Genomic DNA, 24,642 nt, shown 5'->3' with positions numbered 1-24,642 from the left:
GTTTTCGGCTTGTTTTCAGGAAAATAGGCCAAAAACAGGAACCTGGCCCTCCCGGGCTTTCGGCTGGTTAAAGCCCCTGAACCCCAAGACCTGTTTTGGGGCTGTTTTCAGAAAAACAGCTCCAAAACAGCTTTCCCACTCTCCTTACTACCTGCCCTGCCGCCTTTCCCTACCAAACATTAGCTTATACTAATATTTAAGAACTTCCTTGACTTTGTGGCATTTATGGGGTAATTCTGCCCCTTACTTTGCTATCTCACGTTAACCCAAGAACCTTGAAAGTAGCAGTACTCAAAGAAACCAAAGTACCTGAACGGCGGGTGGCGCTGAGCCCAGACGTGGTGAAGTCGCTGACCAAAGCGGGCTTCAGCTGTGGCATAGAGAGCGGCGCGGGCGAAGCCACCGGCTTCTATGACAGCGCCTATGAGCAGGCCGGGGGCCTCATTTTCCCAGACAGGACCGCCCTGCTGGCTGACGCTGATGTGCTCCTGAAAGTCAACGCGCCTACCGTTGAAGAGGTGCACCTGCTGCGCGAAGGCAGCGCCGTGCTCTCTTTCCTGTACGCCTACACCATTCCAGACATAGTAGAGGCGCTGGTGCAGAAACGCATCTCCGCGTTCGCCATGGACGCCGTGCCCCGTATCTCCCGGGCGCAGAAGATGGACGCGCTGAGCTCGCAGGCCAACCTGGCGGGGTATAAATCAGTGCTGCTGGGTGCCAACGCGCTGGGCAAGATTTTCCCGCTCATGATGACGGCGGCGGGCACCATCACCCCGGCGCGCGTGCTCATTTTTGGCGCGGGCGTGGCCGGTTTGCAGGCCATTGCCACCGCCAAACGCCTGGGCGCCGTGGTAGAGGTCACAGATGTGAGGCCAGAAACCAAAGAACAGGTAGAGTCTCTGGGCGGCCGGTTCCTGGAAGTGCAGGCCGAGGGCGTACAAACCGAAGGCGGTTACGCCAAAGAAGTTTCTGCCGAGTACCTGCAGAAGCAGAAAGAACTTATCTCCAAACATATTGCCGAGGCCGATATTGTGATCACGACCGCCCTGGTCATTGGCAAGAAAGCGCCCCTGCTGGTCACTGCGGAGATGGTGCAGAGCATGAAACCGGGCTCGGTGATTGTAGACATGGCCGTGGAGTCAGGCGGGAACTGCGCCCTCAGCGAATTTAACCAGACGGTGGTACGGCACGGTGTCACCATTATTGGGGAAGCCAATTTGCCCGCCATGGTTTCTACCAACGCCAGCGAACTCTACGCCAAGAACATCAGCACGCTGCTGTTGCACCTGGCCACCAAAGACGGTTTTAAATGGGAGCTGGACGAGGAAGTCACCAAGGGGTCGCTCATCACGCACCAAGGTGCGCTGGTGCACCAATTCACCAAAGATATTCTGGCAAAGACGGTGTAAGGGGGGATTTGACCATGTAGAGACCAGGCACCGCCTTGTCTCCCCCGCACTGCTGGTTATTCCCTTCTTTGGAGGGAGGTATAGTGGAAGACTGTTTGTCAGCAGGTATGTTCTGTAACGGCCATCGCAGAGCAGAGAGACAGCGTGCTGGTCTCTACCTCAGCAGAAATGCGTGGACCGGCAGGTGTAAACATCCCCCTCCCCCCTGCAAAGGGGGGAGTATCAAAAACAATCAACTATTGAACGATCAACAATTAAAAATATGAACGCAGAAGCTTTAATTGTGCTCCTCTACGTGCTGGTGTTGGCCAGCTTTGTGGGGTTTGAGCTGATTTCTAAGGTGCCGCCCACGCTGCACACCCCCCTCATGTCTGGGTCTAACGCTATCTCTGGGATTACCATTGTGGGGGCCATTGTGGCGGCGGGTCCGCTGGACCACAGTGTGAGCAAATGGCTGGGGGTGGCGGCCTTGTTCCTGGCCACGCTCAACGTGGTGGGCGGCTACGTGGTCACTGACCGCATGCTTAAAATGTTTAAGAAGAAGAAATAACGCGGCGCAGACATGACTACTGACTTATTGATTCAAATCGCCTATCTGGTGGCGTCGGTGCTGTTTATCATGGGCATAAAGATGCTGGGCAAAACCAGTTCGGCCCGAAAAGGGAACACACTTTCGGCGGTAGCCATGTTTATTGCGGTGGTGGCTACGCTGCTGAACAGCCAGGTATTGAGCTTCACAGAGATTTTTGTGACGATTCTGATCGCCTCGGCGGTGGGCTGGTTTGCGGCGCAGCGCGTGGAGATGACCAATATGCCCGAGATGGTGGCTATTTTCAACGGGTTCGGGGGGGCGTCAAGCGTTTTGGTGGCGGCTTCTGAATACTGGCGGCAGGCGCACGAGGCCAGCCTGACCATGCCGGTGGTGGTAGCGGTGACAGTGGTGATCAGTATCCTTATTGGGGCGGTCACGTTCACGGGCTCGTTGGTGGCGTTTGGGAAGCTGAAGGGCCTCATCAACGGCCGCGCCATTACGTTCACGGGGCAGCACGCGCTGAATGCGTTGCTGTTTCTGGCGGTACTGGCGTTCAGCGTGCTGGTGGTGCTGGACCCTAACTTTGAGCTCTGGATGATTGCCGTGCTGGCCATTGCGCTGCTGCTGGGCGTACTCACGGTGATTCCTATTGGCGGCGCCGATATGCCGGTGGTGATTTCGCTCCTGAACTCGTATTCTGGCATTGCGGCCTGTGCCACGGGCTTTGTGCTGAACAACCAGGTACTCATTATCACGGGCGCGCTGGTGGGCGCCTCAGGCATTATTCTCACGCAGATTATGTGCAAAGCCATGAACCGGTCGCTGGTGAACGTGCTACTGGGCGGCTTCGGGCAGACGGGCGGCGCGGCAGCTAGCGGGGGCGGCGAAGAAATTGTGGTGAAAGAGGTGGGCGTGGAAGAAAGCGCCATGCTCTTTGACTCCGCCAGCAGCGTGATCATTGTGCCGGGGTACGGCATGGCGGTGGCGCAGGCCCAGCACGTAGTGCGTGAGCTTACTGACCTGCTGGAGAAACGCGGCACCAGCGTGAAATTTGCCATTCACCCGGTGGCGGGCCGTATGCCGGGCCACATGAACGTGCTCCTGGCCGAGGCCAATATTCCCTATGACAAGCTCATTGAGATGGACCACATCAACGACGAGTTCGCCAACACTGACATCTGCCTCATCATTGGCGCGAATGACGTGGTGAACCCTGCCGCCCGCACCAACCCCGGCAGCCCCATCTACGGCATGCCCGTGCTCAACGCAGACAAGGCCCGCACCGTCATTGTCTGCAAGCGCGGCATGGCCGCCGGGTACGCCGGTATTGAGAACGAGCTTTTCGGGTACCCCAACTGCCTCATGCTGTTTGGCGATGCCAAAGCCTCAATGACCAAGGTGGTGAGCGAACTGAAGGAGATGGCCACCGCGTGAGTTCATGGGGAAGTAGGAATGGGTCTTGCCGTGCAACACAAGGCGTGGCAGACCAAAGCTGTTTTTGACCTGTTTTTGGAAAAGGAGCCCGGAAATAGAAATTTCCGGGCTCCTTTTGGTTTAGGTTTAAATAACCAAGTAAATGAAGTAGCAGCCTTAAGCGTCTACTTCATTTACTTGTGCAACCCAAGGCTCTTCTGGCTCTGTTTCCTAATAAAAATCTTCTTACTTTCAGCATCTACCATACATGTAATCCATTAACTTTGATTAAGTTAAGCACCACCGTATTTTTATTTAAAGTTATATATGCAGAAATCTATACTCACCTTCCTCTTGTGCTGTGTTTCTTTAATAGGAAGCGCTCAGATCACTGCCCCTGGCCAGAGCAACATACTTAAATTCAACAACAGCGGTGTCTTTGCGCCAGTAGATGACCGTCTTAAATTGGGAGGCGAGTTTACTTTTTCGGCTTGGGTAAACCCCACCGCCCGCACCCCCCACAGCCTTATAGTGGGCAAACCAGCTACCGACCGTGACACCGATCCCTGGATGACGTACGTGCTGGGCTGGAACAACACCGGCAACCGGGTGGAGTTTGTCCAAACCACCGGGGCGGCGGGTACTTACAGAAGCATTGCCTCACCAAATGACATACCGCTAAACACCTGGACCCACATGGCCGCTACCTTGTCTGGTGGCACCATGCAGCTGTACATCAACGGGCAGCTGGCAGGTTCTATCCAAAGCCCCGGCCTTCCCCAGAGCAACAACGTGCCCTTCGGCATTGGCGGCGGCATTAACAAAGGCAATTACTGCTGCGGCTCCAATGCCTACATTAAGCAGGTGGGGGTGTGGAGCAGAGCGCTCTCAGCGGCAGAGGTGCAGGCGGTGGCGCAAGCCGTTCCCGCCGCTAATGCCAATGGCTTGGTGGCTTTCTGGATGCTGGACGAGGGTTCTGGCCAAATGGCGCAAGACAGATCAGGAAACAACCTACATGCCACGCTGGGCATGACCGCAACTGCTGATCCACAGGATCCTATCTGGCACAGCACGTTTTATACTGAGAAAGAACCTTTTTTTGCCTCAAGGGCCACCACCATCTCGCCGGCGTTGCCGCATGGCCTGGAAGACATCTACCCAATGGATATTAACCAAGACGGCCGCCTGGAGTTTCTGGGTGTTTCCATAGCCTGGCCGCCTACCCCGTTTCCGGGCACGTTCAGACCTATTCAGGTATTGGCCACGCACCAGAACCTGACGGTTACCAATCAAACCGCCACTTTCATTCCGGCTGGGTTGGAAATGGTGCACCCCCGCCACATTGCCGTAGCCGACTTCAACAAAGACGGTTTTAAAGATTTGGTGATGATTGGCCACGGTACCGATACCCATCCATTTCCGGGTGAGCAGAGCCAGCTCTTGTTTGGCCAGGCCGATGGCACGCTCCGCAACGTCACCTCCACGCACTTTCCGCAGTCTATTGACTTTACCCACCACGTATCTGCCGCCGACATTGACGGCGACAACGATGTAGACCTGTACATGGCCAACATTGGCGGGGGCACTAATGGACCGCTCATTTACCTGAACAACGGCAGCGGCGTGTTCTCTGTGGGCACTAACAATTTGCCGGTGGCTGTGGCGGCAAGCACCTGGGGGCGTTTACCTCCAGCGCTTTCGCAGATTTTGACGGCGACGGTGACCAAGACCTATTCCTGGGCGGCGACGAAAACACTGCTGGTAACCTGGTGCTGCTGAACAACGGCAGCGGCGTGTTCACCATCAAGGAAAACGCCATTGACCGGAAAGTGCCGGGCAATAACTGGATTACCGTGGCTTTTGCCGTCGCTGATTTCGATAAAGACGGCGACTTGGATGTTATCTCCTCCAACACCCCAGGGCAGCCGTTTTACAAAGGAGCGTTCCTGCAACTCTTGCTGAACAACGGTAACGCTAGCTTCACAGACGCCTCTAGCCGCATCACCCAAGAGTTTTCCTCAGAGGGCTGGATTAAGTGGGTAGACACTGTAGATTTCAACAAAGACGGAATTCTTGACCTGCTTTTGAGCAGCAACGGCGCAGTCAACAACAATCTTTTCATTGGGGTGGGCAATGCCCGGTTCAAGCAGGCGCCAGTGAGTTTGCCACCCTCAGATGGCCCCATGCGCGCCGCCGATGTGGACGGCGACGGTGACCAGGACATTGTGTCTGTGAAAGGGAATGTCGCTTACGTGGGAGAAAACGTACAGCTTCTGGCGTATTCCACCGCTCCGCTTAACCTTATTGGGGAGCAGGCCCTTTGCCAAGACGCTGCCAACGGGCTGCAGTTGAACACCCCTGCTAAGCCCAATAACACCTACCTCTGGCTTAAAGACGGAGAGGCAATTAGCAATGCCACAAACCCCAGTTACACGGTCACCATTCCTGGCAGATACCGCGTTGTAGTGAAGAACGGTGAGTACCCCGCCGATACCAGCTTAGTGGCCAATGTAGTGGTAGCCCCCCTTCCACAAGCCAGTATTACCCAGAACGGAAACCAACTTATTTCTACAGAAGGGGCTTCTTACAAGTGGTTTAGAAATGATGTACCCTTAACCGAAACCACTCGGTCTATCACCCCAACTGCTTCTGGCCAGTACAAAGTAGAAGTCAGCAACGCGGCTGGTTGCAAAGCCACTTCGGCTGCTTTTGCCTTTACCCTTACGGCGGCGCAAGATGAGGTTATTGTAAAACACACGCGGGTATTCCCTAACCCTACCTCTGGCAAAGTGCAGGTGCAGGTAGACGGGCCATACACGGGCAAACTTACCGCCACCGTAGTTACCACTAGCGGCAAAGTAGTGCAGAAAAAGACCTTCCGGAAAGCAGGCACCCTGACCTTTACCTTTGACTTAGGTAAACAGGCCAACCAGCTGTTCCTGCTGAAAATAGAAACCGAGAGCGGCACTAGTACCTTCAAGCTAATAAAGAGCGGTGAGTAACATCTGCTCCGTTTTAAGGAGTTGAGGCGCACCAGCTCCTTGAATTCTTTTTGAATAATTGCTCAGCCCAAGAACACTTACCTCTCCCTGTTTCCTTTGATAAGGAGATGGCGTTAGGGTAGCTATGCTCCAATTAGGAATTAAGAATGACAAAGCACTGTGAGGCATTGGCGTTTTTGACCTGTTTTTGAAAAAGGAGCCCGGAAATGGAAATTTCAGGGCTCCTTTTGTTTTGGGGCGGTGAGGTAGTTTCGGTATCTTGTGAAAGAAAGCCAAGCCTGGCTTCTAATACTTGGGAAAGGAACTGCATGAAAGAAGTACCACCATACAATGGGCTGGTGCAGCAAATTGGCTCCCTGCTGGACGCCGGGCGGGCGCAGGCGGGGCGCGCCATCAATACCATTCTGGTGCAAACCTACTGGCAGATAGGCCGGCACATAGTAGAATTTGAGCAAGGCGGAAACGCAAAAGCCGAATATGGCGCTAATTTGCTTGACCGCCTTTCAAAAGAACTTACCTTGGCCTACGGGAAGGGATTTAGCCGATCTAACTTGTTCCAAATAAGACAATTCTACACCCGGTTTCCAAAAATCCAGACACAGTCTGGACAATTAAGCTGGAGCCATTACAATGAAATACTAAAAGCTGATACTGACTTAGAAGTCAGCTTCTACACCAGACAGTGCGAAAAGGAAGACTGGAGTGTTCGGGAGCTGAAGCGCCAGATGAAAAGTCTGTTGTTCCAGCGGTTAGCGCTGAGCAAAGACAAGGCCGGCATTTTGCAGATAGCCGAACAAGGGGCGGATGTTCAAAAGCCCGCTGATATTCTCAAAGACCCGTACGTGTTTGAATTTTTAGGTATTCCGCAGCAATACCACTACAAAGAAGGCGAACTGGAAGAAAAACTGATCCAGAACTTAGAGCAGTTTCTGCTGGAACTGGGCAAGGGCTTCGCGTTTATTGGCCGGCAATATAAAATCAGCCTGGCCAATAGGCACTTCTTTGTGGACCTGGTTTTCTACCACCGCATTCTGAAGTGCTTTGTGTTGATAGACCTGAAGCGCGGCGAAATTGAACACCAGGACATTGGCCAGATGAACCTGTACCTGAACTACTTCGCCAAAGAAGAAAACGTGGAAGGCGACAATCCGCCCATTGGCATTGTGCTGGGTGCGTACAAAGACCAGGTTCTGGTGGAGTACGCCACTGAAAACATCAGCAACCAGCTTTTCGTGAGTAAATACCAGCTCTACCTCCCAGACAAGGCGGCACTTTCTGCTGAACTGGAAAAACTGCTGTAAGCTATGAGCGGGTGAAAGAAAAATAACTGGCAGCGGCAACTACGGCAGACGGTGCCTCTCCTGTACCGCCCGCGCCCGGTTGAGCTGCAGGCATTGCACACCCAGACACTGACACCCGTTTTCTATGCAGGTAGCACCCCATTAAGACGCGGCTATTCCGGCAAAACCAGTACCTTCGTGTTTACGGCCCCTTCTTTCGGCCGGGACCCATGAGGAAAAAAAGCCAGCACCACAGAACATGACCTTAGCCCAGAAGATTGTTGGGGAACGGAAGCGCAAAGGCTTGTCACAGGAAGAACTCGCAGACCTCTCCCAGATCAGCCTCCGGACTATTCAGCGCATTGAGCGGGAAGAGAGCCTACCCCGGGGCTATACCTTGAAAGCTTTGGCTCAGGCGTTAGCCATTCCGCTGGAAGAACTGACGCCGAGCACAGCTCCAGATGTGGCGCAGGCAGAACCGCCCGCCGCCGTAGCGCCCGTGCCTCCCCCCACCGCCCCAGAAGCCGTTCCTGCCGCCAACCTGCAGCAAATCAATTTGGCGGCCTTTGCATTTCTGCTGCTGCCGTACCTGGGGTTTCTGCTGCCGCTGTGGCTCTGGAAAAAGCAGAAAGGGTTACCCGGCCACGCGGCGGCGCCCGTATCATCAACTTCCAGATCATGTGGTGCATTGGCATGCACCTGGCGTTGCTCCTGGCATTTCTGGTGCAGATGGTGAGCGCCTATTACTTTAAGGCCAGGCCTTCTTTCCTCCTTGTGGGCACCTTCTTCTTCCTATATTTCCTCAATATTGCGGCAATTCTAAGGGCGGCTATTCAGTTGCGCAGCGGCCACCGGCAGGTCTTTGCCAAGTGGGGAAATCTGTTTATTTCTTAGCGCGCCCCCCTTTCCTAGCAGCGGTAAAAACCAGCCATTCTTACGTCACAACTGCCTTGGCAGGCAATTGGCGGCCTTTTGGCGGGCAAATGGCGTAAGCCGCAGCCGGTTTGGTGCCTAATCTTGCAGTGTCATTTAACAAACACCGCAATGAAATCAGCAAAACGCATTGGCCTCTCTTTTTTGTTCCTTTTGGTGCTTAGCTCTGTGGGCGGCGGCTTCTATTTTAAAGCAAAATTTAAACCTGCCGCCAACCAGTTAAAAGTAGCAGCGCAACCAGTTACCATTCCGTTTACGTGGTTTACATCTGGCAATGACCCGTACGCTGGCCTTCTCCTTCCGGTGACTTTGGCTGGCTGCCCCAAAACGTTCTACCTCCAGTTTGACACGGGCACCCCCTCTACGGTATTCTATAAAGGCAAGCTGGAGGCGATTCAGCAGAAAGGCTATGCCCTCACATTGAAGCAAGCCGGCAACCAGATGAATCTGGTAAATACAACCTTTCAAGTAGGGGGGCTGCCCGTGACTGCGCCAGAGGTAAAAGTGCTGGCCTACGGTGATTCTGTCATCAGCTGGAATGACGCTTCATCTGTTCATATTATCGGTTCACTGGGTACTGATTTCCTGGAAGGCAGAATCATCACGCTAGATTATCAGCGCATGGGGCTCACCGTCTCTGACCTATTGCCGGCTAGTATTCCCGCCACCGCTTTTCAGGACTTTACCTTTGACAGCCGCCGCATTCTGTTGCCCTCGCGCATAAACGGGGAAGAAACCGACCTGCTGTTTGACACGGGTTCCAGCACCTATGAACTGCTCACAAACAAAAGCACCTGGGAAGAGTTTGCGCAGCCGGGCCAGACCATTGACACCGCAAGGGTGAATTCTTGGGGCAAAACCTTAACGGCCTACACCACCACCACAAAGGCTACGGCCCGCTTTGGGGCGGTTCAGCTGCCGCTCAAAAAAGCCACCTACATGGAAGGAATGGGTTTCATGAACAGCATGCTCATGCGTTTCTCAGGCTTGGGCGGCATGACGGGCAATAAACTGTTCCTGGGCCACACCTTGCTGCTAGACATGAAACAACAGAAGTTTGCGGTACTGAAGTAGCTCTACTTCATGCTACTCCTGTTTTGGGGCTGTTTTTGTGAAAACAGCCCCAAAACAGCTTTTCTAAGTTGACACTTGGCATAAATTCTTGCAACTTACAAGCCGTACCCAAGGAAGATGTTCAACCGGGAGATTCAGTTAGTCACCTTGAAAGTATCCCTTCAACCAGAAAACCATGATCCTAGACTCCCTCCAGCACGCGGAACGCTACTATTCTTTGCACCCGTTGTTTAAGCAGGCTTTCCAGTTTCTGCAGGAGGCAGACGTTCAGAACCTGCCCACGGGTAAACACGAGTTGGCGGGGGAAGTCCTGTTTGCCATTCTCTCAGAAGGCCCGGGCGTGGCCAAGGCCGATGCCAAAATGGAGGCGCACCAGCGCTACATTGACATTCAGTACATTGTCTCGGGCGTAGACCACATGGGCTGGCAGGACCTTTCGGCCTGCGGAGCTTCTATTGACCCTTATTCCGCGGAGCGCGATGTGTCTTTCTTTGCCGTGAAGCCCACCAGCTGGTTTGACGTGCCCGCCGGCTTCTTCACCGTCTTCTTCCCCAATGACGTGCACGCCCCCCTGGCCACGCAGGAGGTGGTGCGCAAGGTGGTTTTGAAGATTGCGGTGCAACCGTAGCAGCCACGGCAGCCAACCTTTTCCTGAACGTTTACTACTGGCTGCGTTTCTGGCCTGTTTTCTGAAAAACAGGCCAGAAACGCAATTTCCCCCAGCTCGCCCTCTGACCTGGCCCCAGTTGCTGATACGCCCCGTATTGTTTGAATTTTGCAAGCAATGGTTTGGAAGACGCAAACGGCACCGCCTCCCCTGCCCCTACATTTGCCCTGTTCATTCTAACTAATGAAAACGGCGAAGACCAGACAACCTTCGCCCATCACAGACAGCACAGATGCAGGCAAAAACAAACCCTTACGTGGGCCTTTGGGTCACCGCCGATGGCTACATCAGGCACGAACTCCTGCCCAACGGCCGCTATGACGAGGCCCGCGGCTCCCGCCAGAGCGCCTACCAAGGCTCCTACACCCTCACCGGCGACCATATAGACTACCAAGACGACACCGGCTTCACCGCCGACGGCGACTTCAGAGACGGCATTCTCTACCACGCCGGTATGGTGTTGTACCAACAAGAGCGGTAGTTTTGTGTTTTAGGGCTGTTTTCTTGAAAACAGGCCCAAAACGGAAACACGGGCAGTTTGTTCGGCAGTTCGTATCCCGGCTGTTCAGGATTTGCAGTTCACCGGCTGTACGGGATTTATAAGCCCGGGCTAGAATACCCCCGGCTTTGCAATCCGCCGCGGCACTTTCAGATCAAAAGGGCGGCTCTCTAGGGCGCGTAAATTACGCCCATGACTGGCTTATCTTAAAACGGTGAGTCACAGACGTACCTTTCGCGCCAGAGAGAGAACCCTAGCGGGCCGCAACGGGGATTACAAATCCCCGGGTTACCTGCTTCCGGATTGCAAATCCGGAAGAGCGCAGCTTATGATCAACAGAAGAGAAACCACGGAAGTAACTTCCGCGCAACAGGAAAACACGCTATCTGATCGTCCTCCTTTGAAGGGGGTAGGGGAATGACAAAAGGCAGCAGTAGAACCAATAAAAAACACTAAAAGAGTAAGAAAACGATTCTCAGGAATACCTAATCTGCACGAGTCATCATCCCCCTACCCCCTTCAAAGGAGGACGGAATGCGTAAAATATCTCAGTGATACGCGCAGTTATAAAACAGAATTTCCTGTTTTCGGGCTGTTTTTCAGAAAACAGCCCGAAAAACGCAACATGAAATTCCCCCGGAAATCACCTATCTTCCATTATGGCACCCACTGAAACCTTAGAAGAGTTTTACCAGCACAAATTCAACGGGCTTCCTGAGAACCTGAAAAAAGACGTTGGCCACTTCAACGTGTTCCGGCTGGAAGACTGCGCCCTCACCCCTGCCAACTACAGCCGCCGCGACTTCTACAAAATCTCCCTGATCAGGGGCCATCTGCGCTACCATTACGCTGACAGAAGCGTGGAGGTCACGGGCACCACGCTCATGTTTTTCAACCCCAAGGTGCCCTACACCTGGGAGGCGGTCACAGGCGAACCCAGCGGGTACTTCTGCATTTTCAAAGAGGCTTTTTTTACTGAGAAGATCAGGGGCGGCCTGCAGGATCTGCCTATGTTCGCCACGGGCGGAAAGCCGTTTTACGCCTTGACCCCAGCGCAGGAGCAGCAGGTGAGTGCCATTTTTGAGAAAATGCTGGCTGAGATCACCTCAGACTACCTCTACAAGTACGACCTGCTGCGCAACTACGTGACCGAGATGACGCACTTCGCGCTGAAAACCCAGCCCGCCGAGGCGCTGTACGAGCACCCAGACGCCAATGCCCGTATCACCGCCGTGTTCAGTGAGCTGCTGGAGCGCCAGTTCCCCATTGAATCACCCAGCCAGCGGTGCCAGCTGCGGTCAGCAAAGGACTTTGCCGAGCAGCTGGCCGTGCACGTGAACCACCTGAACCGCGCCATCAAGAAAACCACCGGCAAAACCACCACCGAACTTATTTCCTCCCGACTGGTGAGCGAGGCCATGGCCCTGCTCAAGCACACGAACTGGAACATCTCAGAGATTGGCTACAGCCTGGGCTTTGAAGAACCCGCGCATTTCAACAACTTCTTCAAGAAACACACCTCCTTGCCGCCCTCGCAGTTCCGGCATGTTTGATTTTCGCAAGTGATGGTTTGAACGGCGCTAACCCCGCCGCCCGCCCCTGCCCTACCTTTGTTTTAAGAGCTTGTTTACATTTTGATTTTGCTAGCGAAAAATGGCAGAGAAAGGTTCTGCCGATGTGGTTTTTGAGCAGCATAGCAGCGCTATGGTGAGAAAAAAGCACGAAGGCAGGTTCTTTATATGCCGTTTTGCAGCGCAAAAGACAAATGCAAACATGCTCGAAACTTAAAACCTTGGAAACCATGGAAAATCAAACCAAAAAAGTGTGGTTCATTACCGGAGCCTCTAAAGGCATTGGCCTTACTCTCACCCGCCAGCTGTTGCAGCAGGGGCATGCGGTAGCGGCCACCTCCAGAAACGTAGCCCAGTTGCAGGAAGCCGTGGGGGTTTCTTCAGAACAGTTCCTGGCCCTGCCCATGAACTTGACCCATGAGGAAAGCGTGGCGCAGGCCCTGGCCAAAACCATAGCCACCTTCGGGCGGGTAGATGTGGTGGTGAACAATGCCGGGTACGGCCTCATTGGCAGCCTGGAAGAACTCTCTGACCAGGAGGCGCGGCAGAACTTTGAGGTGAACGTATTCGGGTCTTTGAACGTGATCAGGAAAGCGCTGCCGTACCTGCGCCAACAAGGCAGTGGGCATATTTTCAACATCTCGTCTATTGCCGGCCTGAGCGGGAGCTTCCCGGGCTTCGGGGTGTACTGCGCCACCAAGTTTGCCGTGAACGGCTTCACCGAGGCCCTGGCTACGGAGGTAGCACCCTTCGGGATTAAGGTGACGCTGGTGATGCCCGGCTACATACGCACCAACTTCTTAACCGACAGCTCCCTGGTCACGCCGCAAGCCCCTATGGCCGAGTACGCCAACGCCCGCGAAATGCAGACCCTGCACCAGGAGCAGATCAACGGCAACCAACCCGGCGACCCCGAGAAAGTAGCCGCCGCCCTCATCCAAACCGCCGCTTCTGAAAACCCACCCGTGCATTTGCTCTTAGGCTCCGATGCCTATGACATTGCCAACGCTAAACTGGACAACTTAGGACAAGAGTTTGCGCAGTGGGCGGAGGTGAGTCAGTCGGTGGGGTTTGAGGTGGAGGTGTAAAGGAAGAAATTTAGCGTTTCCTGCTTTGTAGGATTGGGAAAGGTGTTTACCTGTCTGGAGAGGCGGGTGAGCACTTTTTTTAAGAAAGACTGTATAGATAATATTTAATATATTTAGGCTACACAAGAATGATAATTGTTATAAAATGAAAATTTTCGATAAAATTACAGATAATAAATATGCTTCACTCCCACATTTCATATTGATGAATATTTAAAAAGCACAAATTTATATAACAAAAAAATCAATAACTATATCCTGCCAAATGAATCCAAGAAAAGAATCAGAAATATTTTCAGACTTAGCTAAAATATGTACTTCACCAGGGTATATACATGCAATAGCATACTTTTGCTTTCGTGATAACACAATTAAGTATAGAGAAAGAATTACAACTAATGAGGTATTACAACAATTCACTCCTAACAGACTGATACGAACAGAAATATCGACCATCATAGGCTTAGCATGTACAAAAAAATTAAATACAGAGTTACCTGCTATTAAAACATTTGAAAATTATTTACAAAGAACTGAAGAGCTTTTAGAAGAGCTTCACCATTCTATGATGCCAGCAATGGCAGATATTCTCAAACAAGGAGTTATTAAAGATGAAGATTTCAATCCGTTTCGGCATGGCACATTCTTAAGAGAACCCATCTTTTATAGCGGTGAAGGAGCATATCATTTTCAGTATAGAGAATTCTCTAAATTAAAATACATAAAGGATGATTCTTGGTTTATAAATAATAAGGGATATTCCATAGAACAGGCCATAGAAGTCATCCACGCTATACATAAACTTCAAAATAATAAATTAAATAATGTTCTATCCAACATCAAAGTATTAAAACCGCAGAAAAGAACCTTTTTACCTGGATTCATATTTTCAATAGAGGAAATTAAGAATGTATTAGAATGCAAAGTTGAGATTATTACGAATGTGATTAAGTCATTTACATTGAGAAAAGAAATAACGAACTTTCTCAATCTTGATGATTACAATCCCATTAATGCTTATCCTATAATAAAGCTATCAAATGATAATTATCTATTATTTCAGAATTATTCATTAATGCAAGCATTATATGAAACTCCTTTCTTTTGGTTACATAGTGACGAAAAATATCGCCAAACAGCGATGCAGCATAGAGGTGAGTTTACTGAAGGATTTTCTACAGAGCGCTTGAAATTGGTATTCGGCGAAAAAAAACGTTTTTACCAATATAGAAATCTATTCTTCAATAAAGGATCCAGCTGGTGAGATAGATGTTCTTGTAATATTTGCAAATAGAGCAATTGTGATACAGGCTAAATCTAAAAAGCTTACAATAGCAGCACGTAAAGGAAATGACAATAGCCTTAGATCTGACTTTAAGAAGGCTGTTCAGGAAGCTTATGATCAAGCATATTTATGCTCAACATTTTTAAATGATATAAACTATAAATTCATAGACAAAAGTGGCTTAGAACTAAAAGTAAATAGAAATTTTAAAGAGATTTATCCAATCTGTATAGTATCAGAACAATATCCTGCACTTTCATTTCAAGCAAGGCAATTTCTAGATTTTAAAGAAACTAATACTATTATGCCTCCATTTGTCATGAACGTTTTTCTTCTTGATGTTATGACAGAATTGCTACAGTCTCCTTTATACTTCTTAAGCTATATCAACAGACGAACATCGTATGGAAACAAAATTCATTCAACCCATGAACTAACAATTTTAGCTTATCACTTGAAAAAAAATCTATGGATGGATGATGAATATTCTATGATGTATTTTGAAGATGATATAGGAGCAGGTCTTGACTTAGCAATGTTATCTAGAAGAGATGGAGTACCAGGATTAGATACTCCAGATGGTATACTAACTCTTTATAAAGGTAGCTATTTTGACAATATTATTACAGATATCAACAAACTAGAGCACCCTACAATTGTTGACTTAGGATTCTTGCTTCTTTCTTTGAGTGGAGAAACCATTGATTCGATAAACAAAGGAATAAACTATATTAAAAAGCAAACAAGAGAAGATGGTCTAAACCATGATATTACACTTGCATTTGGATCTATGCAATCAGGATTAACAATTCATTGCAATAATGATAATCTATCTAAATCCACAGCCCGCTTAGATAATCACTGCAGACAAAGGAAGTACAAACAAAAAGCAAAATCTTGGTTTGGCATTTGCATTGGTACTTTATTTCCGAATATAAGATTTGGAACAAAGCTAGAATATAAATGGGAGCAATCAGCAGAACTTGATAATTTAGTAAAATATCTACCTAATTACCACGCTAGTAATAGCAAACCAAATTTCATTAAACATAAAAAAATCAAGAGAAACGAAAAGTGTCTTTGTGGCAGTGGAAAAAAATACAAAAATTGTTGCTTAGAGTAAATTACTTTTTTTGAATACTACCAACCTAGATTAGTTCAAAAAACCTAATTTAGAATATTATATAAATGCTTATTAGACACATTTATTTCTACCCAGCTCAATTCACCTCACAAAAAAGACTGGGTCTAGTACAACCAGCCAACACATGACCAACAACGACACCACCCGGCTTTCCCGCCTGACGGCCATTCTGACGCAGCTGCAAACCAAGCGGCTCACCACGGCGCCTGATCTGGCAGAGAAGTTCAGGGTAAGCGTCCGGACTATATACCGCGACATGCGGGCCTTGGAGCAGGCGGGCGTGCCTATAGTCACCGAAGACGGCAAAGGCTATACCTTGCTGGAAGGGTACCGGATTCCGCCGGTCATGTTTTCTGAAAGCCAGGCCAACGCCTTGATTCTGGCCGAGCAACTGGTACTGAAGAACAAAGACACCTCTTTTATCAAAGATTACACCGAGGCCATTGACAAAATAAAAGCCGTGCTCCGGCCCGCCGAAAAAGACAAAGCCAACCTGCTGTCCGACCGGACCCGCTTTGAGCAGAACCTGACCCGAGACCGGAACAACCACCATCTCTCGCAGCTGCAGAACGCCCTTACTAACTTTTACCTGGCCCACCTGGAGTACACGAACGAGCAAGGCACCGCCACCAGCCGCACCATTGAGCCCTTCGCGTTGGTAAGCACTACTGAGAATTGGCTGCTCATTGCCTGGTGCCGGTTACGCACCCAGTACAGGTATTTCCGGTTAGACAGAATCACGCACCTGAAAGTGCTTCCTGAGAAGTTCACTCCCCACCACATGACCCTGCAGGAATATTTCGATCAATATCATTAAGCGCTTATTGTACCCCTGACATACCGCTGTCACCAGGCCACTCCACCTTTGCAGGGTAAACCTAAAACCACAAAGAAATGGAAAAGCACACAGTAGACCCCTGGGCCTGGGGCAAGAACACCAACTCGGTACAAGCGGTGGAAGTAAAAAACGTAACCGGTACGCTGTACTGTTCGGGGCAGGTAGCCCTGGACGCCAACGGCATCCCGAGCGAGGCCGACATGCGGTCGCAGCTCCTGCAGACCATTGCCAACCTGGAGCACCTGATCAGCGAATCGGGTTATGACTGTAAGAACATAGTCCGGCTGAACGTGTACACCACCTCTACCCAGGAATTTTTCATGACCTGCCTAGATGTGTACGTGCCGTTCCTGCAGAAGCACAGTATTCAGCAGGCCACTACCCTGCTGGAGGTGAAAGGACTTTTCGCTACCTTGACCGTAGAACTGGAAGCCACCGTAGTGAAATAAATGCAGCAAAAGGAAGTAGAAATCTTTTACCCGGCAACCCGTGCCGCCTGGCGGAAGTGGTTAGAAACCAACCATCTTTCCCGCCAGGCGGTGTGGCTTGTTTTCTATACCAAGAAATCAGGCAAAAGCACCCTCACCTGGGCCGAAGCCGTGGCGGAAGCACTCTGCTTTGGCTGGATAGACAGCAAGAAAGTTAAGATAGACGAAGAAAAAGCGCACCAGTTCTTCAGCAAACGGAAACCCTACAGCACCTGGTCTAAAATCAACAAAACGCATGTGCAACGCCTTATAGCAGAAGGCCTCATGACCGCCGCTGGCTACCAAAGCATTGAAATTGCGAAACAAAATGGCTCCTGGACTATTTTAGATAGCGTGGAAGAATTGATCATTCCGGATGATCTGGAGGCGGCCTTTGCCACGCACCCCACGGCGAGAGATTTTTTCCTGCGCCTGAGCAAATCCGCCAGAAAAGTACTGTTGCAGGGGCTGGTGCTGGCCAAACGCCCCGAGACCCGGCAAAAACGGATTACGGAACTATTGGCCCTCGCTGACCAGAAACAGAAGCCTCGGCCTTAGGCGCTTCTTTACATTTATCTTTTGCGCTGCCAAACGCCCTTGCCAGAACCTGCGGTCACGCTTTCTTGTCCCGTAGCTCCACTACGCATCTCAAAAAACCGCTTCTGCAGAACCCTACTCTAGCATTTTCGCTTGCAAAATCAAAAGGTAAACAAGCTCTAAGAAAGGCGCTCAACTTTACCCAACGCACGCTCCCCTTTCAGGAATATGAGTGGGGTAGCACACATTCTGCCATGTCTTAGCAGCAATAAGAGAAAAACGCACTGTGGCAGCTTTCCCGTACAACCTATATTTAACTATTAAACCCATTCTGTATGAAATCAAAACTGGCAGCGTATCTCTTGTGGTTCTTTTTGGGCTGGTTGTCTATGCACCGGTTTTACCTGGGCAAAATAGGGTCTGGCATCCTGTACCTGCTCACGGGGCAGTTGCTGGGCATTGGCTGGCTGGTAGATCTGTTCCTGACCAGCAGCATGGTAGATAACTACAACAACAAGGTGGAGATACAGGACCTGCGCCGTGAGGTGCGCGGTCACCAGCCCCGGCGGTAACAGCAAGCGCCCGGCTTTACATCAATTCCTGTTTTCGGCCTGTTTTCAGGAAAACAGCAAAACAGCATTCGTATTCATACCAAAAATTAAGAAGAAGAGCGCCCCACCGGCCAAACCGAGGGAGCGCTTTTCTTTTCCCGCTTCTCAGGATAGGCTAACTGCCTTCTCACCCATTATCTACGAAGCCGGGGTATAGGGTCATGCCGCCGTCTACGTAGATGGTGGTGCCGGTCACGTAGTCGCTGTCTTCAGAGGCCAGCCAGGTAGCCACCTTGGCCACGTCCTCGGGCTGCCCTATGCGCTGGTACGGGATCAGCTTCAGCAGCTCCTTCATCTTCTCCTCGTCCTTCCAGACATCGTCATTAATATCAGTGGCAATGGCGCCCGGCGAAATCGCATTCACCCTTATTTTCTTAGGGGCCACCTCCAGCGCCAAAGATTTCATGAGCATGAGAATACCCCCTTTAGACGAGGCATAATTCACGTGCCCCGCCCACGGAATAATATCATGCACCGAGCTCATGAAGATGATGTTGCCCTTGGCTTTGTCCCCGGGCCCCGCTTCGCCTTTCTGGCTGAAGATTTTGATGGCTTCGCGGGCGCAGAGAAAATAGCCGGTGAGGTTGGTAGTCATCACCTTGTTCCACTGGTCAAGGGTCATGTCTGAGAAGGCGCTGTCTTTCTGGATGCCGGCGTTGCTCACCACCACATCTATGGTGCCGTAGGTGTCTACGGCTGCCTGAAACAGGCGGGTCACGTCTTCCTCTTTCCCTACATCTGCCTGGCAGACAAAACCTTTGCCCCCACCCTTTTCTACTTCGCTCAACGTATGCCGGGCACCCTCTTCATCACTGTGGTAGTTGATGATGACGTTGGCGCCCTGCTGGCCAAACGCAATGGCAATGCCCTGCCCAATGCCAGAGCTGGCCCCGGTGACCAGTACCGTTTGATTTGCTATCTGTGTTGACATATTTGTATGGTTAGTTGGTTCTTATTAGTGGTTGACGTCTTTGTTGCGGCTGTCATTGAGCTGCTTGTTCAGGTTATACGCGGCACTGATCAGGCCCAGGTGCGTGAACGCCTGCGGAAAATTGCCCAAATGCTCGCCCTGAAACCCCAGCTGCTCGGCGTACAAACCCAGGTGGTTGGCGTACCCCAGCATTTTCTCAAAGTAAAACCGCGCCTTTTCCAGCTGCCCCGCCCGTGACAGGCACTCTACGTACCAGAAAGAGCACATAGAGAAGGTGCCTTCATGGCTCACAAACCCATCTGGGGCGGCCAGGTCCTGGCGGTAGCGGTACACCAGCGAGTCTGAGACCAGTTCCTCTTCAATTCTGCTGAGGGTAGACAGCCACCGTGGGTCTTTGGGGCTGATAAACCGCACCAGCGGCATGAGCAGCGTACTGGCGTCTACGGTCTGGGCGCCGGGGTACTGCATGAACGCCTGCTTTTCGGCATCCCAGTAATCAGTGAAGATGCTGTTGAAGATCTTGTCCCGCTCTTCGCGCCAGCGGCTGCTCAATGGGAAAGAACGGGTCTCACTGATTTTGATGGCACGGTCAAACGCCACCCAGCACAGCAGCCGCGAATAGAGGAAATCCTTCCGGCCGCCGCGCACCTCCCAGATGCCTTCGTCTGGCTGGTTCCAGTGGTCGGCGAGCCAGTCTATGTGGTTCTCCAGGTCTTTCCAGAAGTCATACGAGATGGGCTCGCCGTACTTGTCATAGAGGTACACAGAGTCCAGCAGCTCGCCGTAGATGTCCAGCTGCAGCTGCCCGTAGGCGTCATTCCCAATCCGGACCGGAGAAGATTCTTTATAGCCTTCAAAATGCGGCAGCACCTTCTCCTCCAGCTGCCGGTGCCCGTTGATGGAGTACATGATCCCCAGCCGGTCTTCGTTTTTAATGCCGTGGCACAGCCGTTCCACCCAGTGCATGAACGCGCCCGCCTCTTTGGTATACCCCAGCCTGATCAACGCGTACATAGAGAACGAGGCGTCTCTGATCCAGGTGAAGCGGTAGTCAAAATTGCGGCCGGCACCAATGCTCTCAGGCAGGCTGAACGTGGGGGCGGCAATAATAGAGCCGTATTGGTGCGAGGTGAGCAGTTTCAGCACCAACGCTGAGCGGTTCACCATGTCCAGCCAGCGGCCGGTGTAGGTAGACTGGCCTATCCAGTTCTTCCAGTAATTAACGGTTTCAAACAGGCTCTGCGTCACAAAGGCGGCAAAATCCCGGTCCCGGTCATGCTCCTTCTCTACGTGCTCCAGCAGGAAATCTGCGGTTTGGGTGGGCCCCAGGCTGAAGGCTGCCACCACATCTGGCCCCTCTATGTGCAGCGGCACCGAACTCACAAAACGCAACACCGTTCTGGCAGCGTCACTGCAGGCAAAAAGCACCTCGTTCTCTGACACCCGCTGCACCACGTGCGCGCTTTGGCCATAGTTGAAGCGGGGGCTGCACCGCATCTGGTACTGCACCTCGCCCCTGATGGTGGTGACCCGCCTGATCAGCTCTTTGCCGCTGTACAGCTCCTCTACGGGCATGAAATCAGTGATCTCGCCCACGCCTTCCGGCGAAAGGAACCGCGTGAGCAGCACATTGGTGTCTGGCAAGTACAGCTGCTTTGTTTTCTGCTCCTCAAACACCGGGCTTAGCTGAAAACTGCCGCCTTTTTCCTTATCCAGCAGGGCCGCAAAGATGCTGGGCGAGTCAAAGTTGGGGAAACACATAAAATCAATGCCCCCGTCTAAGCCAATCAAGGCCACGGTGTTTAAATCTCCAACAATTCCGTAATTCTCAATGGGCTGATACCGCATGCCTGCTCGTTTAGAAGTCACCTCAGAAAAGCAGGCGGCGGGCAGCTGAACGGGCAGCCGTTGCTATCCTCTCCTGTTCCCCGCGCCGTCTTTTCCTGTTCAATAGTACTGCCAAACCGCAGGAAGTGTTCTGCCGCCCACGTGATAAGCCCCCTGCGCCAGCCTGTAAGCTCCGGCTTTACACCGGGGCAGAGGAGACCTTCTACAAAAGCTGTTTTCGGCCTGTTTTTCTGAAAACAGCCCAAAAACAGAGGCAGGTGATGACGTCTGCCGCTTTTGCCGCCCCCTGCTGTTGGCCCGTAAAAAGTCTGTACAGAGAGATGTACCACTGATAAACCCGGAACAGCAGGAAAAATAAGCTTCTTCTTGTGTAAAACTTCTCCCCCCCACTACGGCTCCGTGGAAACCTTTCACTGAAAATTTTACCGTCATTCTGCTGAGGGTTGTTTACATTTATAGCAGTTCTCCTGCTTTGCTGGATCAGTTCTACCCACTGTGCCCTCTCCAAGATGAAACCTACCGGTACCCAACAAGTTGAAGATTTCTTACGGCAACTGAACCACCCGTTCAAGCCTGAGATAGAAGAAGTACGCCGCCTGGTTCTGCAGGCGGCACCTTCTCTCACTGAGCACATCAAATGGAACGCCCCCAGTTTTTGCCAACACCACCAGGACCGGATCACCTTCCAGCTGGCAGGGGAAAAAGGCTTCCGGCTCATCTTCCATTGCGGCGCCAAAGGCAATCCAATCCCTCCGCAGGCACCTCTACTGCATGACCCCAGCGGTTGGCTTTCCTGGCCGGCCAATGACAGGGCAGTAGCCACGTTTGGGGAGATGGCAGATGTACGGGCCAGGGAAGCCGTGCTTACGGCACTGGTGCAACAGTGGCTGGCGGTCACCCAGCCCGCTCCGTAACAGTTCAAGCAGACAGGCTGGTCCATTAAAAGTTGCCCGCGCCGCAACGGGAGAGAGCACCGTCGCAAATCCCCCCGTTATTGTCGGAGCGGCACCGCCTGGGTTTGCGCTGGCTCCGGTACCTTTGGGCACGTCAATGTTCAGTTTCAACCTATGGAAATCACGCCAAACGCCCAGCCCAAAATCACGCCCTTTCTCTGGTTCAATGGCACCGCCGAAGAGGCCATGCTCTTCTACACATCCATCTTTAAGCACTCCCGCATAGGCAGCGTGCAGCGCTACCCCGCCAACGGCACTATGCCCGCGGGAACCGTCCTGTCCTGCACCTTTGAGCTGGAAGGGCAGAAATTTATGGCCCTGAACGGTAGCCCCGCCCCTTCTTTCACGCCAGCCGTCTCCTTTTTTGTGCACTGTGAAGACCAGGCCGAGGTAGATGAGCTGTGGGATAAACTTTCGGCCGGCGGCCGCGAAGACCAGTGCGGCTGGTTGCAGGACCGATACGGCCTTTCCTGGCAGATTATTCCCAGACAGCTGGCCCAGCTCCTGCACACCCCAGACCCAGATAAAGCAGGCCGCGTGCTGCATGCCATGCTCCAGATGACAAAGATTGACATTGCCACCCTGGAGCGGGCGCATGCGGGATAGCCCCGGTTGCACTGGAGTAGCACCAATAGATTTTCAGCGCCTGCCGTTTTTGACCTGTTTTTCTAAAAGCAGGCCGAAACCAGACATTGCTCTTGCGGAGGGGGAGGGATGAAACGTCTCTCCTTCCGGCATTTCCCGCTGAGGCACAAAGCATCTGCACCAGAACGGGGAAGGACCGCAAGCCAAGCAGAACAGATTACGGTTGCAAACTGCCGCTGTGCTCTCACAGGTTTGGCCCCTTGCCACCATGGCTCCCCGGCCTCGCCCCTTGACCAAACAAGGGGGACAGCAGCCCCTGCCGGGTGTCTCTTTGGCCCCGCCCCCGGTTCAAAATGCAGGCCTCCAAGGGAGATTAATGCGAAAACAGCTACCACCTACTGCGTTTTTTTCAATATTTTGCCTCATCAACCACCAGCTTTTACCTTTAAAACCATGCGTTCGCAACGTAAACTGCTCCGCCTGATCTGGGCTGCTGTGAAAGGACAGGAGCAGGACTATACCCGCCTGAGCCTGAAGAGATCTATTGTGCTGCTGGCCACGCCTATGATTCTGGAGATGCTCATGGAGTCGCTCTTTGCGGTGGTAGACATTTTCTTTGTGGGCAGGCTGGGCCCGGCGGCGCTGGCTACCGTGGGTTTGACTGAATCTGTGCTCATGATTGTGTACTCAGTGGGCATGGGCATTAGCATGGCCGGTACCGCCATGGTGGCGCGGCGGGTGGGCGAAAAGAAGTTTAAACAGGCCGGGAGCACCACCTTTCAGCTGCTGGCCACAGGCACGGTTCTGGCCCTGCTCATGGGGCTGGTGACGTTCCTGTTTGCAGAGGAAATCCTGCGCCTCATGGGGGCCACGCCAGAGATTATCCAGACAGGGGTTGGGTACGCGCGCATCATCTTTGCGGGCAACCTGGTGATTATTCTGCTGTTCCTGATCAACGGCGCCTTTAGGGGGGCCGGTCAGCCGCACCTGGCCATGCGGGCGCTCTGGATCTCCAACGCGGCCAATTTAGTACTGGACCCGCTCCTGATCTTCGGGGTGGGGAATTTTACCGGCCTGGGGCTGGAGGGGGCTGCCTGGGCCACCACCACCGGCAGAAGCATTGGCGTTCTCTACCAGCTCTACCACTTGTTCAACGGCAGGCACCTGCTCAAAATCACGCAGGAAAACCTGGTGTTACGCCTCAAGACGGTGGCAAAGATTCTGAAGGTTTCTGCGGGCGGCATGGGCCAGTTCATGATTGAGTCTGCCAGCTGGATCTTCCTGACCCGGATTGTGGCAGAGTCTGGAAGCAGTGCCCTGGCCGGTTACACCATTGCCTTCCGGGTGATCATGTTCACCCTCCTGCCGGCATGGGGCTTGTCTTCGGCGGCAGCCACCCTGGTGGGCCAGAATCTGGGGGCGGGCAAACCGCGCCGCGCTGAACTCTCTGTCTTGATCACCGCGCGTTACAACATGATTTTCCTGGGTGTGGTCACCGTGGCCTTCTTTCTGTTTGGCAAGCATCTGGCCGCCTTTTTCTCCCAGGAGCAACAGGTGGTTGCCATTGCCTCTGAAGGGCTGAAGATCATAACCCTGGGCTATGTGTTCTTTGGCCTGGGCATGGTGATGGTACAGGCTTTTAACGGGGCCGGTGACACCAGAACCCCTACCCTGATCAACATTCTGGTGCTCTGGATCATTGAAATCCCGCTGGCGTACCTGTTGGCGCTGCACCTGGGTTATGGCATCACGGGCATCTTTGCCACCATTGCCTGCAGCCATTCCCTGCACGCCCTCATCAGCTGGTGGCTGTTCAGGAAAGGGAGATGGAAAACGGTGCAGGTGTAAGGCCTTCTTCTGGGTTTTTCTGTTTTGGGCCTGTTTTTGGGAAAACAGCCCCAAAACAGCTGTTGGGAACACACCAGCCAGACCCTAAGACAGGCGGCGGCATTGCCTCTGCGGTTTGCCGTATCCC

General features: G+C 52.2%; 23 protein-coding genes. 21 read left to right on the top strand and 2 right to left on the bottom strand.

Features of this window, described 5'->3' with window-relative positions; genetic code table 11:
* The first annotated feature begins 275 nt into the window (after window positions 1–275).
* From A8O25_RS00400 to A8O25_RS24180, 18 genes are all read left to right on the top strand, one after another.
* Complete coding sequence (locus A8O25_RS00400) at window positions 276–1,409, top strand: Re/Si-specific NAD(P)(+) transhydrogenase subunit alpha (protein WP_066829308.1); 1,134 nt, start codon at window positions 276–278, stop codon at window positions 1,407–1,409.
* 262 nt (window positions 1,410–1,671) lie between these two features.
* Entirely contained in the window at window positions 1,672–1,959 is a 288-nt protein-coding gene (locus A8O25_RS00395) for an NAD(P) transhydrogenase subunit alpha part 2 (protein WP_066829305.1), read from the top strand.
* A gap of 12 nt (window positions 1,960–1,971) precedes the next feature.
* On the top strand, window positions 1,972–3,375 hold the full coding sequence (locus A8O25_RS00390) for an NAD(P)(+) transhydrogenase (Re/Si-specific) subunit beta (RefSeq protein ID WP_066829302.1): 1,404 nt from the start codon (window positions 1,972–1,974) through the stop codon (window positions 3,373–3,375).
* A gap of 306 nt (window positions 3,376–3,681) precedes the next feature.
* A complete protein-coding gene (locus A8O25_RS00380) occupies window positions 3,682–5,133 on the top strand; it encodes a LamG-like jellyroll fold domain-containing protein (RefSeq protein WP_066829296.1) in 1,452 nt (483 codons plus the stop codon).
* A complete protein-coding gene (locus A8O25_RS00375; RefSeq protein ID WP_338152719.1) occupies window positions 5,028–6,356 on the top strand; it encodes an FG-GAP-like repeat-containing protein in 1,329 nt (442 codons plus the stop codon). The genes A8O25_RS00380 and A8O25_RS00375 overlap by 106 nt, the downstream gene beginning before the upstream one ends.
* Before the next feature lie 308 nt (window positions 6,357–6,664).
* The gene (locus tag A8O25_RS00370; protein ID WP_066829558.1) at window positions 6,665–7,657 is read left to right on the top strand and encodes a PDDEXK nuclease domain-containing protein; all 993 of its coding nucleotides are present in this window, start codon (window positions 6,665–6,667) and stop codon (window positions 7,655–7,657) included.
* A 238-nt stretch (window positions 7,658–7,895) separates the two neighbouring features.
* On the top strand, window positions 7,896–8,372 hold the full coding sequence (locus A8O25_RS00365) for a helix-turn-helix domain-containing protein (RefSeq protein WP_066829288.1): 477 nt from the start codon (window positions 7,896–7,898) through the stop codon (window positions 8,370–8,372).
* A gap of 308 nt (window positions 8,373–8,680) precedes the next feature.
* Window positions 8,681–9,643: a hypothetical protein gene (locus A8O25_RS00360; protein WP_066829285.1), complete on the top strand. Its 963-nt coding sequence runs from the start codon at window positions 8,681–8,683 to the stop codon at window positions 9,641–9,643.
* A gap of 175 nt (window positions 9,644–9,818) precedes the next feature.
* Window positions 9,819–10,271, top strand: coding sequence for a NanQ anomerase/TabA/YiaL family protein (locus A8O25_RS00355; RefSeq protein ID WP_066829282.1), 453 nt, complete (start codon window positions 9,819–9,821; stop codon window positions 10,269–10,271).
* 271 nt (window positions 10,272–10,542) lie between these two features.
* Window positions 10,543–10,791, top strand: a complete 249-nt coding sequence (locus A8O25_RS00350; protein ID WP_066829279.1) for an Atu4866 domain-containing protein — start codon at window positions 10,543–10,545, stop codon at window positions 10,789–10,791.
* A 677-nt stretch (window positions 10,792–11,468) separates the two neighbouring features.
* On the top strand, window positions 11,469–12,362 hold the full coding sequence (locus A8O25_RS00345; RefSeq protein WP_066829276.1) for a helix-turn-helix domain-containing protein: 894 nt from the start codon (window positions 11,469–11,471) through the stop codon (window positions 12,360–12,362).
* 248 nt (window positions 12,363–12,610) lie between these two features.
* A complete protein-coding gene (locus A8O25_RS00340) occupies window positions 12,611–13,468 on the top strand; it encodes an oxidoreductase (protein ID WP_066829557.1) in 858 nt (285 codons plus the stop codon).
* Window positions 13,469–13,733: 265 nt separating this feature from the next.
* Window positions 13,734–14,732: a hypothetical protein gene (locus A8O25_RS23460; protein ID WP_206598634.1), complete on the top strand. Its 999-nt coding sequence runs from the start codon at window positions 13,734–13,736 to the stop codon at window positions 14,730–14,732.
* Window positions 14,733–14,769: 37 nt separating this feature from the next.
* Window positions 14,770–15,876, top strand: a complete 1,107-nt coding sequence (locus A8O25_RS23455; RefSeq protein WP_206598633.1) for an SEC-C metal-binding domain-containing protein — start codon at window positions 14,770–14,772, stop codon at window positions 15,874–15,876.
* 145 nt (window positions 15,877–16,021) lie between these two features.
* Window positions 16,022–16,714, top strand: a complete 693-nt coding sequence (locus A8O25_RS00330) for a helix-turn-helix transcriptional regulator (RefSeq protein ID WP_066829273.1) — start codon at window positions 16,022–16,024, stop codon at window positions 16,712–16,714.
* Window positions 16,715–16,791: 77 nt separating this feature from the next.
* Window positions 16,792–17,184: a RidA family protein gene (locus A8O25_RS00325; RefSeq protein ID WP_066829270.1), complete on the top strand. Its 393-nt coding sequence runs from the start codon at window positions 16,792–16,794 to the stop codon at window positions 17,182–17,184.
* Window positions 17,185–17,760 (top strand): YdeI/OmpD-associated family protein, encoded by a 576-nt coding sequence (locus A8O25_RS00320; protein WP_066829267.1) that lies wholly within the window; start codon window positions 17,185–17,187, stop codon window positions 17,758–17,760.
* 314 nt (window positions 17,761–18,074) lie between these two features.
* Complete coding sequence (locus A8O25_RS24180) at window positions 18,075–18,311, top strand: TM2 domain-containing protein (protein WP_066829264.1); 237 nt, start codon at window positions 18,075–18,077, stop codon at window positions 18,309–18,311.
* A gap of 166 nt (window positions 18,312–18,477) precedes the next feature.
* On the opposite strand, the gene A8O25_RS00310 is transcribed toward A8O25_RS24180, so the two are convergent.
* Entirely contained in the window at window positions 18,478–19,281 is an 804-nt protein-coding gene (locus A8O25_RS00310) for an SDR family oxidoreductase (protein ID WP_066829262.1), read from the bottom strand.
* Window positions 19,282–19,305: 24 nt separating this feature from the next.
* Window positions 19,306–21,129 carry a glycoside hydrolase family 15 protein gene (locus tag A8O25_RS00305; protein ID WP_066829259.1) on the bottom strand — a complete coding sequence of 608 codons (1,824 nt, stop codon included), beginning with the start codon at window positions 21,127–21,129 and terminating at the stop codon, window positions 19,306–19,308.
* Between the two features lie 509 nt (window positions 21,130–21,638).
* Here A8O25_RS00305 and A8O25_RS00295 point away from each other — a divergent pair.
* The 3 genes from A8O25_RS00295 (at window position 21,639) to A8O25_RS00285 (ending at window position 24,515) form a co-directional block, all read left to right on the top strand.
* Complete coding sequence (locus A8O25_RS00295) at window positions 21,639–22,043, top strand: DUF1801 domain-containing protein (protein WP_066829253.1); 405 nt, start codon at window positions 21,639–21,641, stop codon at window positions 22,041–22,043.
* A 153-nt stretch (window positions 22,044–22,196) separates the two neighbouring features.
* On the top strand, window positions 22,197–22,688 hold the full coding sequence (locus A8O25_RS00290; RefSeq protein ID WP_066829246.1) for a VOC family protein: 492 nt from the start codon (window positions 22,197–22,199) through the stop codon (window positions 22,686–22,688).
* Between the two features lie 432 nt (window positions 22,689–23,120).
* Window positions 23,121–24,515, top strand: a complete 1,395-nt coding sequence (locus tag A8O25_RS00285) for an MATE family efflux transporter (protein WP_066829244.1) — start codon at window positions 23,121–23,123, stop codon at window positions 24,513–24,515.
* The last annotated feature ends 127 nt before the right edge of the window (window positions 24,516–24,642 follow it).

Origin of the sequence: Rufibacter ruber, from assembly GCF_001647275.1 — a bacterium.
Lineage (GTDB): Bacteria > Bacteroidota > Bacteroidia > Cytophagales > Hymenobacteraceae > Nibribacter > Nibribacter ruber_C.
The sequence above is the reverse complement of the archived record's forward strand: the minus strand, read 5'-3'. Positions and strand labels throughout refer to the sequence as shown.

Bases quoted from the DNA above. Each gene is read 5' to 3' on its own strand.
- A8O25_RS00395 (WP_066829305.1), top strand. From the start codon at position 1,672: ATGAACGCAGAAGCTTTAATTGTGCTCCTCTACGTGCTGGTGTTGGCC.
- A8O25_RS00390 (WP_066829302.1), top strand. From the start codon at position 1,972: ATGACTACTGACTTATTGATTCAAATCGCCTATCTGGTGGCGTCGGTG.
- A8O25_RS00380 (WP_066829296.1), top strand. From the start codon at position 3,682: ATGCAGAAATCTATACTCACCTTCCTCTTGTGCTGTGTTTCTTTAATA.
- A8O25_RS00370 (WP_066829558.1), top strand. From the start codon at position 6,665: ATGAAAGAAGTACCACCATACAATGGGCTGGTGCAGCAAATTGGCTCC.
- A8O25_RS00365 (WP_066829288.1), top strand. From the start codon at position 7,896: ATGACCTTAGCCCAGAAGATTGTTGGGGAACGGAAGCGCAAAGGCTTG.
- A8O25_RS00360 (WP_066829285.1), top strand. From the start codon at position 8,681: ATGAAATCAGCAAAACGCATTGGCCTCTCTTTTTTGTTCCTTTTGGTG.
- A8O25_RS00355 (WP_066829282.1), top strand. From the start codon at position 9,819: ATGATCCTAGACTCCCTCCAGCACGCGGAACGCTACTATTCTTTGCAC.
- A8O25_RS00350 (WP_066829279.1), top strand. From the start codon at position 10,543: ATGCAGGCAAAAACAAACCCTTACGTGGGCCTTTGGGTCACCGCCGAT.
- A8O25_RS00345 (WP_066829276.1), top strand. From the start codon at position 11,469: ATGGCACCCACTGAAACCTTAGAAGAGTTTTACCAGCACAAATTCAAC.
- A8O25_RS00340 (WP_066829557.1), top strand. From the start codon at position 12,611: ATGGAAAATCAAACCAAAAAAGTGTGGTTCATTACCGGAGCCTCTAAA.
- A8O25_RS23460 (WP_206598634.1), top strand. From the start codon at position 13,734: ATGAATCCAAGAAAAGAATCAGAAATATTTTCAGACTTAGCTAAAATA.
- A8O25_RS00330 (WP_066829273.1), top strand. From the start codon at position 16,022: ATGACCAACAACGACACCACCCGGCTTTCCCGCCTGACGGCCATTCTG.
- A8O25_RS00325 (WP_066829270.1), top strand. From the start codon at position 16,792: ATGGAAAAGCACACAGTAGACCCCTGGGCCTGGGGCAAGAACACCAAC.
- A8O25_RS00320 (WP_066829267.1), top strand. From the start codon at position 17,185: ATGCAGCAAAAGGAAGTAGAAATCTTTTACCCGGCAACCCGTGCCGCC.
- A8O25_RS24180 (WP_066829264.1), top strand. From the start codon at position 18,075: ATGAAATCAAAACTGGCAGCGTATCTCTTGTGGTTCTTTTTGGGCTGG.
- A8O25_RS00310 (WP_066829262.1), bottom strand. From the start codon at position 19,281: ATGTCAACACAGATAGCAAATCAAACGGTACTGGTCACCGGGGCCAGC.
- A8O25_RS00305 (WP_066829259.1), bottom strand. From the start codon at position 21,129: ATGCGGTATCAGCCCATTGAGAATTACGGAATTGTTGGAGATTTAAAC.
- A8O25_RS00295 (WP_066829253.1), top strand. From the start codon at position 21,639: ATGAAACCTACCGGTACCCAACAAGTTGAAGATTTCTTACGGCAACTG.
- A8O25_RS00290 (WP_066829246.1), top strand. From the start codon at position 22,197: ATGGAAATCACGCCAAACGCCCAGCCCAAAATCACGCCCTTTCTCTGG.
- A8O25_RS00285 (WP_066829244.1), top strand. From the start codon at position 23,121: ATGCGTTCGCAACGTAAACTGCTCCGCCTGATCTGGGCTGCTGTGAAA.